At 48.5% G+C, this 12949-nt stretch carries 11 protein-coding genes; 2 read left to right on the top strand and 9 right to left on the bottom strand.

All coding sequences use genetic code 11. The features are described from left to right. The first annotated feature begins 202 nt into the window (after positions 1-202). Positions 203-1471: a DNA polymerase IV gene (locus ACQ4MX_RS25735; RefSeq protein WP_431088055.1), complete on the top strand. Its 1269-nt coding sequence runs from the start codon at positions 203-205 to the stop codon at positions 1469-1471. A gap of 201 nt (positions 1472-1672) precedes the next feature. On the opposite strand, the gene ACQ4MX_RS25730 is transcribed toward ACQ4MX_RS25735, so the two are convergent. From ACQ4MX_RS25730 to ACQ4MX_RS25715, 4 genes are all read right to left on the bottom strand, one after another. Then, positions 1673-1960 carry a stage VI sporulation protein F gene (locus ACQ4MX_RS25730; RefSeq protein ID WP_014282284.1) on the bottom strand — a complete coding sequence of 96 codons (288 nt, stop codon included), beginning with the start codon at positions 1958-1960 and terminating at the stop codon, positions 1673-1675. A gap of 111 nt (positions 1961-2071) precedes the next feature. Continuing rightward, a complete protein-coding gene (gene recG, locus ACQ4MX_RS25725) occupies positions 2072-4120 on the bottom strand; it encodes an ATP-dependent DNA helicase RecG (RefSeq protein WP_431088053.1) in 2049 nt (682 codons plus the stop codon). 1 nt (position 4121) lies between these two features. Beyond that, positions 4122-4991, bottom strand: a complete 870-nt coding sequence (locus ACQ4MX_RS25720) for a DegV family protein (protein WP_431088052.1) — start codon at positions 4989-4991, stop codon at positions 4122-4124. A gap of 49 nt (positions 4992-5040) precedes the next feature. Further along, the gene (locus ACQ4MX_RS25715) at positions 5041-6825 is read right to left on the bottom strand and encodes a DAK2 domain-containing protein (protein WP_431088049.1); all 1785 of its coding nucleotides are present in this window, start codon (positions 6823-6825) and stop codon (positions 5041-5043) included. Between the two features lie 511 nt (positions 6826-7336). On the opposite strand from ACQ4MX_RS25715, the gene rpmB reads away from it, so the two are divergent. Continuing rightward, positions 7337-7525, top strand: a complete 189-nt coding sequence (gene rpmB, locus ACQ4MX_RS25710; RefSeq protein WP_014282288.1) for a 50S ribosomal protein L28 — start codon at positions 7337-7339, stop codon at positions 7523-7525. A 226-nt stretch (positions 7526-7751) separates the two neighbouring features. On the opposite strand, the gene spoVM is transcribed toward rpmB, so the two are convergent. The 5 genes from spoVM to ACQ4MX_RS25685 all read right to left on the bottom strand — a co-directional run bounded on the left by spoVM (position 7752) and on the right by ACQ4MX_RS25685 (position 12944). Further along, positions 7752-7832 carry a stage V sporulation protein SpoVM gene (gene spoVM, locus ACQ4MX_RS25705; protein WP_014282289.1) on the bottom strand — a complete coding sequence of 27 codons (81 nt, stop codon included), beginning with the start codon at positions 7830-7832 and terminating at the stop codon, positions 7752-7754. Positions 7833-8222: 390 nt separating this feature from the next. Then, positions 8223-8891, bottom strand: coding sequence for a ribulose-phosphate 3-epimerase (gene rpe / locus ACQ4MX_RS25700; protein ID WP_431088046.1), 669 nt, complete (start codon positions 8889-8891; stop codon positions 8223-8225). A gap of 4 nt (positions 8892-8895) precedes the next feature. Then, positions 8896-9813 (bottom strand): ribosome small subunit-dependent GTPase A, encoded by a 918-nt coding sequence (gene rsgA, locus ACQ4MX_RS25695; protein ID WP_431088043.1) that lies wholly within the window; start codon positions 9811-9813, stop codon positions 8896-8898. A 75-nt stretch (positions 9814-9888) separates the two neighbouring features. Continuing rightward, positions 9889-12171 carry a Stk1 family PASTA domain-containing Ser/Thr kinase gene (pknB, locus tag ACQ4MX_RS25690; RefSeq protein WP_431088041.1) on the bottom strand — a complete coding sequence of 761 codons (2283 nt, stop codon included), beginning with the start codon at positions 12169-12171 and terminating at the stop codon, positions 9889-9891. Then, the gene (locus ACQ4MX_RS25685) at positions 12168-12944 is read right to left on the bottom strand and encodes a Stp1/IreP family PP2C-type Ser/Thr phosphatase (protein WP_431088039.1); all 777 of its coding nucleotides are present in this window, start codon (positions 12942-12944) and stop codon (positions 12168-12170) included. Before ACQ4MX_RS25685 ends, pknB begins: the two co-directional genes overlap by 4 nt. Between the last annotated feature and the right edge of the window lie 5 nt (positions 12945-12949).

Raw genomic sequence — 12949 nt, 5'->3', positions numbered from 1 at the left:
CCCCTCAATATGCATTCATTTCCACATGTTTTCGTTCAAGATAATATGATACGCCATGTTAGGTTTTACGTAAACAATAACGTTCCAGAAAATACAATTGGATTAAGAACACTTGTTCTGTATATAATACTACTATATGAATTTACATTCAAGAATATTTTGGAAAGACGATCAGCAGACATCTGGAAAGGAGATTGCAACATTGAACGAACGCGGAAAAAAAACTATATTTTTAGCAGATTGCCAAAGCTTTTATACCAGCATTGAGAAGGCCGACAATCCCGAATATCAACACAAACCGCTAGTCGTTGCTGGTAACCCTTCGCTGCGTTCAGGCATTATCCTGGCTGCGTGTCCGCTGGCTAAAAAATACGGTATATCTACAGCAGAGCGTCTGGGAGAAGCGATAAGAAAATGTCCTGACCTTACCATTGTACGCCCGCGCATGCAGCATTATATCGAAGTCTCATTAAAAATAACAGAAATTTATAACGAGTATACGGATTTGGTTGAGGTTTTCAGTATTGATGAGCAGTTTCTGGACGTAACCGGAAGCCTCTCCCTGTTCGGAGATCCGGTGAGCATCGCAAGTGAAATTCAACAAAAAGTAATGTCACAAACAGGGGTATGGATTCGTATCGGTATCAGTTCCAATAAAATGCTCGCTAAAATGGCGACAGATATATGGGCCAAGAAGAACGAAAGCGGCATTTTTGTCCTTCCTTCATCCGACATTGCAGCGTTGCTATGGTCTCAGCCGGTTCGCAGTATGTTCGGTATTGGCTCGCGCATGGAACGGCATTTGGAGAGGCTTGGATTGCATACCATTGGAGACATCGCACGTACTCCCTTACCCCGGCTTCAGGACAAATTCCGGTCTCATTTCGGCAAGCAGTCAGATATTCAGGCAGAAGTTTTATGGCGAACTGCTAACGGTCTGGATCACAGTCCGGTCAAGCCGGAAACATTGGATACGCCCCCAAAATCCATCGGTCATATGATGACCCTGCCCCGAGATTATGTCCAGCCTGCAGAGGTGGAGACTATCCTGCTTGAGTTGACAGAAGAGGTATGCCGGGACTCCCGCCGCAAAGGATATATCGGCTCAGTTGTGACCGTCCATTGCATATGCAGCCCTTACGAGGCACCGACTGGTTTTTCCCGCCAGATGAAGCTTCCTTATCCTACAAACCGCACCGAAAAGATATATGAAACCGTGAAAAAAATATTTTATACCTTTTGGAACCATATGCCCGTGAAGCGTGCGGGTGTCACTTTAAGCGGCTTGATGGATGATCAGCTGTACCAGTTGGACTTTTTTGAAGATCAGGAGCGATCCCGAGCTTTGGAAAAAGTAACAGACACTTTAAAGGATCGATATGGTCAGGCGATCATCATGCGTGCATCGTCGTTAACAAACGCGGGGCAGGCTCTGGAGCGATCCGTCAAAATTGGCGGTCATTACAAATAAAATCTCTCTATTAACACCCATTCTATTACCCGGGGAATTAAATACGAGCGAAGGCTACGGAATATACTATACTGAACAGAAAACAATCGGGAAATAGAGGAACAAGCAAAAAAGGACCGCCTGACATCAGGCAATCCTTTTCCAGCTTGGATGAGCATCGAGCATTCAGAGAGAGTTTAGAGACATCCAACCTATGTCCGGTTAACGAAACATCCCCCACAGCTTGATCAGATGAAACGTGTTCGACGGGTCGATTTTTTGCGCCAGCACGAAGGCCGTCAATTGTTCCTCCTGTGCAGCCGTCAGCCGCTCGTTCAAAATAGCGGAAGTGGACTTCACAAGTTGACGTACCTTGGCTTTGTTTTGCAGGTCCGCCTTGGTCACGCCTTCGATCTGCTGCTTAACCCGCTCCTTAAGCGCACGATTTTTCATTTTCAACTTAATCCGCTCCACCAGTTGCGGACTGATTCCATATTGCTGATAGCTCAATGTTATCGCACCTCCCATATCATTCGGTCATTCCCAAATATATGACGGCCAGCCTGTCCATTGTGCCTATCTGTTTAAAACTATAAAAACAACCTTATGATTCAAGGTGTATTAGTCGATAAGATCACCCTGGAAAATCTGCTCTTTTTGCAAATAGCCACGCAATGCTTCATACTGCGGAGATGTCCAAAAGGACGAGTCCGCGATCAGAGCAGTCGCATCCTCACGGGCCTTTTCCAGCACCTCAAAATCCGCTACCATATCTGCTAACCGAAACTCGGGCAGCCCACTTTGCTTGGTACCGAAAAAGTCACCCGGCCCCCTCAAATCCAAGTCACGTCTAGCCACCTCAAAACCATCGTCCGTATCGGTCATAACCTTCATCCGCTCCTGGCCCACCTCAGACTTGGGATCAGCGACCAGCACACAGTATGAGGCATGTGCGCCCCGTCCAACACGTCCACGTAGCTGATGCAACTGGGACAAGCCAAAGCGGTCCGCATCCATAATGATCATTAACGTCGCATTCGGCACGTCTACGCCCACCTCTACAACTGTCGTTGAAATGAGTAACTGGATTTCATTCGCATAGAAAGAACGCATAACCTCTTCCTTTTCTGGGGGAGTCATTCGCCCATGCAGCAGACCGACGCGGTAACGTGGAAAAGCCTGTTGCATTTGAATATGCAGATCGATGGCATTCTGTACATCCAGCTTCTCAGACTCCTCAATCAACGGGCAGATCAGATAAGCCTGCCGTCCCTGATCCACCTCACGGGAAATAAATCCGAGCACACGATCCATCAGATCATGCTTTACCCAATACGTAGAAATCGGAATACGCCCCTTTGGCCGCTCTGACAACGTAGAGACATCCATATCGCCAAAAGCGGTGATCGCCAGCGTACGCGGAATCGGCGTTGCCGTCATCGTAAGAACGTCGGGATTATAGCCCTTGCGACGCAATATACTACGCTGATTGACACCAAATCTGTGCTGCTCATCCGTTACAACAAGCCCAAGCTGGCGAAAATACACATCTTCCTGAATAAGGGCATGCGTGCCCACCACAATATCCAGCAGACCCATCTGGAGCGAAGCCAGCAGCTCCTTACGCTTCTTCCCGGTCGTACTGCCCGTCAACAACCCCACACTAATCCCAAACGGTTCAAATAACTTGTGAAGCGACCGCATATGCTGTTCAGCCAAAATTTCCGTTGGCACCATTAGCGCCCCCTGAAAACCGGAACGCACCGTAGCAAACAAACCGATGGCAGCAACAACGGTTTTACCTGACCCAACATCCCCTTGAAGCAGACGGTTCATACAATAAGGCGAACGCAGGTCATGCAGTATTTCAAGCTCCACTTTCTTCTGAGCATCCGTCAGCTCAAACGGCAAGGTCCTCACAAATTCGCGAACCGTGGCATTATCCACCGTATGTACAACCCCATCTGCCCGGCCGCGGTTCAACGCACGGAATGCCTGCATTTTCAACTGAAATAAAAACAGCTCTTCATACACCATCCGGCGGCGGGCCTCTTGTCCCTCTCGATTGTCCTGAGGCTGGTGTATACCTGCAATAGCCTGCTTACGCGGCATTATACTGTATTTACGTACAAGCGACTCCGGTAAAATTTCGGGAATCATTTCACCAAACTGCTGGAGTGTCTGGTTCATCGTCTTGCGCATCCAGGTCTGCGTAATCTTGCCGCCTACGGAATACACAGGCTGAAGCGTCCCCGAACGAGCGACTCCTTTATCGGGAAACTCGGAATCCGAAACAGTCATCTGCATCCGCTTCAGATCCCATTTGCCAGTCACGACAATTTCACGGCCTGACGTTAGCTGCTCCTTCAAAAAATGACGATTGAACCATGTCGCTGTAAACATCCAATCCTCAGCCATCAATTTACAAGTCAATCTGGATTTGCGCCCATAACGCTGAAGCACCGGAATGCCCATAATTTTAGCCTGCACCGTAATTTTATCTCCGTCCTTCACTTCGCTTAGCGAACGCAGACGGTAATCCTCATACCGGAACGGATAGTATTCCAGCATGTCCTGCACGTTAGAAATGCCAAAAGCGTGAAGCTCTCCTTCTTTGAGAGCACTCACGCCATGTATTTGTTTTAAAGGTATTTGATCCAATTGCAGCATATTACCTCTCATCTCCGGCCGGCCATACAAAAATGCCAATCGTTCCTGGTCCTACATGGGTCCCAATAACAGCGCCAAGTTCAGTATATATTCGATCTCCCAGCTCAAAGTGTTCTGCCAACTGTGCCTCGAACGCTTCTGCTGCCGAACGATCTGCCGTATGGCCTACAGCAATATTAATTTTTTGGCCCTTTAAATCCCGCTCCAGCAATTCAATGATTCTTGCTGTCGCTTTTTTATGTCCTCTTGCCTTGTCTGCCGAATAAATGATACCTTCCTTGTCCATCGAGAGAATCGGCTTAATATTGAGCAGGGTGCCAACCATTGCCGCTGCCTTGCCAATACGTCCGCCTTTTTGCAAGTATTCCAGGGTATCCACCAGGAAATACAAGCAAAGACGTTCCTGACGATGCTCTAAAGCTTGAACGATATCAGCCGGGGAATGCCCGGAAGCCGCCAGCTCTGCCGCATAGACCACAAGCATACCATATCCGTACGAGGCCAATTTGGAATCTAGCACGGTTATTCTGTCTTCATGCTTCTCCAGCATGGATTTACCCAGCAGAGCGGACTGATACGTTCCACTCACGCCGGAAGACAAATGGATGGAAACGATCTGGCTCTCGGGATGTTGCTCCAACAGCGTCGTAAATGTCTCCAAAAAGCGGGCTGGTGAAGGCTGTGACGTCGTAGGTAGCTCATCAGCCCGTGCCAGTTCGCTGTAAAATTGCGCGGCAGACATCTCAATGCCGTCAAGGTAAGTCGTGTTTCCGAACATCACCGTCAGCGGCACAATGACTATCCCGAGACGGTCTACCAGTTCCTGTGGAATATCAGCCGTGCTATCGGTCACAATGATGGTGTTGCTCATCGGTCAGACCTCCTTTTGTGGTGAGCTTCTATGGACGCTCTACATCCCATCAAGTTTCCACCGAAAACAGGTAAGGATAAATCGGCTGACCGCCTTCATGAACTTCCACTTCAGCATCCGAATAATTTTCTTCAAGCCATGCAACGAGTTGCTCTGTATCTTCTTGCTTCGCATCCGAACCTGTGAGAATCGTAACAATCTCATCGCCATTCACCAACATTTTGATCAGCAAAAGACGAGCCGTTGCGATTAAATGTTCTTCAGTCGCTACAATTTTGGAATCCTGAATACCGATATAATGGCCGGCCGTAATGTGCAGGTCATCAAGCGTCGTATCCCGTACTGCATAGGTTACCTGCCCTGATTTCACGCGGCTGACCGCGTCCCGCATGCTGTCCTGATTGGCCTCAAAGGCTTCTTCCTCCTGAAAAGCGAATGCTGCAGCAATACCCTGAGGAATCGTTTTGCTCGGAATAACCGACACCAGGCGCTCCATCTCCAGCAGTTCACGGGCCTGCTCTGCCGCCAGAATAATATTGGAATTATTCGGCAGGATAAAAATGTGCTGCGCCGCAATCGACCGAGCCGCATTAACAAAGTCTTCCGTACTCGGATTCATCGTCTGACCACCGGAAAGGACAACATCCACACCTAAGCTTCTGAAAATATCAGCAATCCCTTCGCCTGAAGCCACTGCTATGAAACCATAGGGTGCCAGCTCATGAGCCGGTGGCTCAGAAGGCTCCTCCTCACGTGCAGGCTCTGCCGGTATTTCAGCAAACCACTTAGGCTCAGGAGCGCCATCCATACCCGCAGACAACAAATCACGATGCTGCTCGCGCATATTCAGAATACGGATCTGTGTAATTTCCCCGTAACGTAGCGCCAGATTCAACACTTCGCCCGGAGCCTTGGAATGAACATGAACCTTAATAACATCATCGTCAGAAATAACAATAATAGAGTCTCCATCCACAGATAACGCTAACCGGAAGGCTTCCTCATCAAAGTCCGTACCTTGGGCTTCTCCCAATTGCCGATTAATAAAAAATTCCATATCATATAAAAATTCAATATTCTCCGTTTCAAGCTTCGCCTGCGCCGAAATCGGTGCATCCGGTGAAGGAGCAATCGCTTGCGCCGTCGGTCTCTCGGATACATGAGGAGCATAAGCAGTGCGTACATTCTCCCCTTTTACAATTGGAGCTGTCACCAAACCGCTTCCAAGATGCTGCATGAACCCTTCATAAATATACACAAGTCCTTGTCCACCCGAGTCCACAACCCCTACTTGCTTCAGTACTGGAAGCATGTCCTGCGTCATGGCAAGCGTTTCCTTCGCTTTGGCAAGCACTTCTTCCATCAGTTCAGTAATGTCATTTGTCCGGCGTGAGAAAAACACAGCATGCTTGGCCGCTTCCTTCGCCACGGTAAGAATTGTACCCTCCACCGGCTTAACCACCGCCTTGTAGGCCGCATCCACCCCGCTCTGCAATGCCGATGCGAACTGAAGGGTATTCAATTCCTCGTATGGGGCAGCGTAACGGCTGAAGCCACGGAACAACTGAGACAGGATAACCCCTGAATTGCCGCGGGCTCCCATCAGCAAACCTTTGGATAATATGCCGGACATGACACCGATGGAGGAAGAATCCCCCCTCTTTAATTCTGTTACGCCCGCGCTCATCGTCAAATTCATGTTAGTTCCTGTGTCACCGTCCGGCACCGGAAATACATTAAGTGAATTGACGTGTTCCGCATGCTGCTGTAATTGTTCCGCCCCGGCTAAAACCATTGCGGTAAAATCTGTTCCATTCAAAGAACGATTACTCAAGAGAATTCCCCTTCCTAGCTTAATACACTTGTTTTGCCATCAACCTTCCGCATCGTCATGTTCATCTGTGCGGACAGGTTCAATTGAATTATACTAAAGCCAGACGACGAATACGAATGTCACACTTTCGTAAGCTTATCGTACCCACGGCTTGGTCGGCCTTCCACAGGTCTATATATGAAAAACCAGTCAACCACCCGACACTGAAACATCGGCTGGAATGATAAATATGGTTCCGCCTCTGATCTGTCCGGCATGACTGGAATAAGAATTCACATTCCAACTATTACAAGAATATTCACAGCAATAGCTATCCCATATTGTACTATAATGCGTAAGAGAAATAAATAAAGTTTTTGAATCGGTTGACGGAGCTTTTTTGACTATGATATTATATATAAGTATTGTTTTGTTCAGGTTAGTGACTTACAAAGTCCGACTGACCCAGTCGGCCTGAAGAGCGACCCGTTCCATACGGAACTTGGTTATTTTCAGAATAGGAGGTGGAATCATGTCTCGTAAATGTTCTGTAACAGGCAAAAAGCCTGGCACCGGTAACCACGTATCTCACGCTAACAACCGTAATCGCCGTACTTGGGGCGTCAACGTACAGAAAGTTCGTATTCTCGTTAACGGTAAACCGAAACGCGTTTATGTCAGCACTCGTGCATTGAAGGCCGGTAAAGTAACTCGCGTGTAGTCGCAAAAAAATAACGTTATAAACAAAAGGCACCTCGTTTTAAACGGGTGCTTTTTTGGTTATTCAAAATGTTACATCCATTGGGTCCATGATGTCAAAATGTCAGGCATCTTCCCGCGCGTTCCTGCCGTTTGCTGTCGAGCAACCTGTCTGTCGCTGTGCCCGGGAAGCATGCCCTGTGTACCTTGCTCTTCATTTTGCATCCTGTGTGTACGCTACGTGCAATTCAGCTTTTCTGGAATGTATTCAGAATGGCTTTGACGAATCCACCCAGAAATCTTGGTAGCTTGATTGTATAAAACTTCATGCTTCACCCTCCCCATCATCCTCGTGCATCCGTTCTCTGTAGTTTATGCAACCTGTCAAGGGTTGTTGCCATACAAAAAAAGGCTACATGAGAATCCCGCTCATGTAACCATATTTATGCACATCTATCCCATGCTATACCATTAGACAAGTCCACGAGCATACAGATATGCTGAGAGTATGAAAATAAATAGGATATAATAAAGCACGCTGCTTATTACAAAGCCGATACGCAAACCGCGCCGTTCATTTTTACGAAAATAAAACAGCACAATCAGAACGGCAACGAGTGAAAGAAGAGCGTTCCAAGGAGATTTCACCAGCGAGAAGCAACTTAGGATCACACCTGTCACCATACTCGCTACCGTCATCCACAGCGCTTCGGTCAGCTTCACTTGGACGAATGAGCTGCACTGTCCCGAATAGCCGCAATAGCCGCTCCACGGTCCGCTCTGCCGAATACCGCACTACCAGCCACCAGAACATCAGCCCCTGCTTCAAATACGGCTGGTGCCGTCTCCTCTGCAATGCCTCCGTCTACCTCAATATGTACATCCGGACGGCCGATTTCATTCAACCATGTGCGAATCTGTCTGATTTTATCCAACGTCTCCGGAATAAAAGACTGACCCCCAAATCCAGGGTTAACTGTCATAACCAGAATCATGTCTACATTGGGCAGCACTTCCTTGATCACATATGGAGAAGTGCCCGGATTGAGGGCCACACCCGCAAGAGCACCTTGCTGCTTGATCAAATGGATGACCCCGTGCAGATGAACACAAGCCTCGGCATGAACGGTGACGATATTAGCTCCCGCCTTCACAAAATCGCCAATGTAACGTTCAGGATGCTCAATCATCAGATGAACATCCAGAGGAAGACTCGTATGCGGACGAATAGCCTGAACGATAGGAGGCCCTAATGTAATGTTGGATACAAAATGACCATCCATAACATCCACATGAATCCAGTCTGCTCCCCCTGCTTCAGCTTCCGCAACTTCACTGCCCAAACGGGCAAAATCAGCGGATAAAATCGACGGTGCTATTTTTAACATATGCTCAGTACCTCCGCTTTTTTTCTTTTAACTCCTGATAAAACTGCAAATAGTTATCATATCGGCCCTGCGAAATATGTCCTTCTGCCAAGGCCTCTCTCACTTTACAGCCAGGTTCGTGAATATGGGTACAGCCCCGGAACTTGCATCCTTCTGCATACGACTGGAATTCACGGAAACATGGAGATAACTCATCCACACCCAGCTCCAGGAAATCCAGTTGGCTGAAACCCGGTGTATCTGCTACAAAACCGCCATTGTCGAGTGGAATTAATTCCACATGACGAGTCGTATGCCGTCCCCGCCCCAGCTTATTGCTAATGGCGCTCGTCTCCAGCGTTAAGCCTGGTTCCAGCGCATTAAGCATGGAAGACTTCCCAACACCTGACTGCCCGGAAAACACGCTGATTTGACCAGCCAACAGCTTCTTAAGCTCAGCCGTACCTTCCCCGGTACGGGCACTGGTCACCAGCACCTCATAACCAATCTTCCGGTATATTTTCTGAACAGCCAAAACCGTCTCATCCTCCGAAGGGCTGCCCTCATACAAATCGCGCTTTGTCAGACAGATAATCGTATCCAGCCCGGCGTGCTCAATGTGCACCAAAAATTTGTCCAGCAACGGCAGATTTAAATCCGGCTCACGTAGGGAAAACAACAGTACAGCAAGCGTAGTGTTAGCCACTGGCGGGCGAATGAGCTCCGTCGTGCGCTTCCGAATCTCATTAACCATACCTTCCCCGTTTTCAGTCAGTTCATAAACGACCCGGTCGCCGACAAGCGGCGTAATCTCTTTTTTCTTAAAAATTCCGCGTGCTCTGCATTGCACCGTAGCTTCGCCGGATACCGGCCGCCCATTCTGATCCAGACTGGAGACATAATAATATCCGCTGAGCGCCTTGACGATCAGACCTTCAGGCATGTGTAAGCCGTCCTCCTTTAAGTGTTTAGGAATAATGAAAACGAATAACGGGTATTGCACTGACCTCCGGCATGATTATTGATGCTTTACAGCCTCAATGACTTCACCCTTTTTTTTGTGGAGGTCCTTTCCCTTACCTGGATGGTTTGTGTGTTTAACAGCAAACTCACCACTTGTTACGCTTGTAGAACCCGTTTGGGGGGCAAGAGCGGACGGTTCACCATTACTATTGGTGCCATCCTGATTGCTTGAGTCGCCCCCGGTATTACCATCATTTGAAATATCCCCGCTATTCCCTTGTTCGCCACTTCCATTGCCATTATGTGAAGAAGTACCATCTGGCGTATCTGTCGGCGTAGTTCCAGCAGGCGGAGCGATTTGAGGCATCGTCACCGTGCCATTCTTCGCGTCAATATAAGAAACGGGATACGTATCAACAAACTGTCCATCTCTGTATACAGAGACAACACTGTCCTTGTTCGGAGCCAGCAACAGATTAATAGTGAACACTTGTGTCGTGTTGATTGTACGGCTTCCCCATTCCTGGTTTTCTCCGCGTGCATCCGTATAAGTAATACGAATCTTGCTGTTTTTACCCTCTTCCTTCGGCGCAACTGGCACATTAAATGGCAGAGTAATCGCTTCTGGCGGATAACCGGTGCTGACATAAAACGTAATTTCTGTATTTGGAGGCAAGTCACTGCCGGCCTCTGACGGCCATTGCTTGGTTACTTTGCCTTTTTCCTGCTCATAGCTGAATTCCTCTTTGACCGAGCCAACCTTCAGCCCCACCTTTTTAACCTCATTTTCTGCTTCCTTCTGCGTATGCCCGACCAAATTTGGCATTTTCACCGTAGCAGCGCCCTTACTGACCGTCAGCACCACCTGTACCGTATCCTTATCAAATGGCTCATTTGCCGCCGGTGTCTGACTTAGGACGGTTCCCACCGCCTGATCACTGAACTGCTCATTCTGCTGAATCTGTGTCTCCTTAATTTGCTGGGAGGTCAGCAGCTTAACAGCAGCATCATAGCTCTGTCCTTTGACATCCGGCATCGGAGTCAGCGGCTTGGCGATCCCGACTTTCAGTTCAATTTCCGTTCCCTTCTTAACCACAGATTTCTCTGGATAGCTCTGATAGAAAACAACTCCGGGTGCAACCCCGTCCTTATATTCATGCTTAATTGGGTCCTTAATGACCAACCCGGACTGACTGATCAGCAATTTGGCCTGATCCTCAGTCTTGGTCACCACATTCGGCACTACAACGTCAGGGACGACGAGCAAATTTTGCACATAGTACACTACGCCACCCATGCAAAGAAGCAACACGAGCACCAGCGTTATCCACAAGATCGGCTTCTTTTTACTTTTTTTAGCCGTTTGCTTGCTCTGAAGCTGTTCAGAATCGCCGGATTGGGCAGGCTCGTCGTCTCCACTGGAGGACATTCCCATTTGCTGAGGCTTAATAGCCGGAATAACCCGCGTTTGATCCTCGTCATCCAAATGTGTAAATTCCAGTTTGGATTCATTACGGCGTCCCGGCAACAGGCATGTCTCCAAGTCTTTTAGCATTTCATCCGCAGATTGATAACGTTCCTCCGGATTTTTGCGCATGGATTTTAAAATGACGTTTTCCACACTTTGCGGAATCAGTGGATTAATTTTGCGCGGTTCCTCAAATTCCTCTTGCAGATGCTTGAGCGCTACACTGATCGGACTTTCTCCCAGAAAAGGAAGCTGCGCCGTCAGCATTTGGTATAAGACAATCCCTAGAGAATATAAGTCCGATTTCTCGCCGGTGACGACTCCCTTCGCATGCTCGGGTGAAAAGTAATGGACAGAGCCCACCACAGAGCCTGTCTGGGTAATCGTCGTTGACGTGACAGCTCTGGCAATCCCAAAATCGGTTACCTTGACCCGTCCATTGCGCCCGATCAATATATTATGCGGTTTAATGTCCCGGTGAATAATCTGATTTTGGTGAGCGTGCTCCAGTGCATCACAAATTTGAGAAGCAATCCGTACCGCTTCATCCACTTGCAGCGGGGCACGTTCCTTAATAATTTCGTTCAGATTTTTTCCTTCCACGCACTCCATTACAATATAATGGATTTCATCCTCTTGGCCAACATCATAAATACTGACCACATTCGGATGGGAAAGCGAGGCTGCAGACTGTGCCTCACGCCGAAACCGGCGAATAAATTCATCATCATGGACAAATTGCTGACGCAGCACCTTGACCGCCACATTACGATTCAGCAAAATGTCTTGAGCCTTGTATACCAGCGCCATACCGCCGCCGCCGATGCGCTCAATAATTTCGTATCTTCCCCCAAGCAGGTGCCCGATCATGCGTCACACCCCTTTTCACTCAATGAAACTGTGTCATCGGGCAATTCAAACAAAGCTACTGTGATGTTGTCGTCGCCTCCGGCAAGCAGCGCCAGATGCAGCAGACGATCCGCTCGTTCCTCCAAAGGATTCTCGGCGGCACCTACTACTTTACTAATTTGCTCCTCCGTCACCAGATTACTCAGCCCGTCGCTGCACAGTAACAGCACATCGCCTTTTTCCAGAGAAATGGAGTCAATATCCACTTGCACCTCGGAATCAGTGCCCAGCGCCCGTGTTAACACATTGCGACGGGGATGGTTCTCCCGCTCTTCCTTGCTGATCTGACCGTTTTTGAATAACTCATTGACCAGTGTGTGATCTTCCGTAATTTGACGTACCACTCCGTTAGAAACCACATAGGCACGGCTGTCCCCGATATGTCCGATAATCCCGGAGGCATCGTTTAGCAAAACGGCTACAACCGTTGTCCCCATATTATGATACTTGTCATCATGGGCAGCCGTTTGGAAGATGACTTCATTAGCATGCAAAATAGCGTCGCTAAGCGCCGCTGTCAAAGAGTGCGCGGATAATCCGCTTTCCAGCGTCGCCAAATCAGCGGCAAGTGTTTCTACCGCGAGGCGGCTGGCCGTATCACCGGCCAAATGCCCGCCCATGCCATCGGCAACAATTCCCAGAATATATCCCTGCTCCAAGTGCCTGATCCAGGCAGAATCCTCATTCACCGAACGTACACGTCCGACGTGGCTGACATGAACTGTTTTGATCAAATGGT

Origin of the sequence: Paenibacillus sp. 8b26, from assembly GCF_050626875.1 — a bacterium.
Lineage (GTDB): Bacteria > Bacillota > Bacilli > Paenibacillales > Paenibacillaceae > Paenibacillus.
The sequence above is the reverse complement of the archived record's forward strand: the minus strand, read 5'-3'. Positions and strand labels throughout refer to the sequence as shown.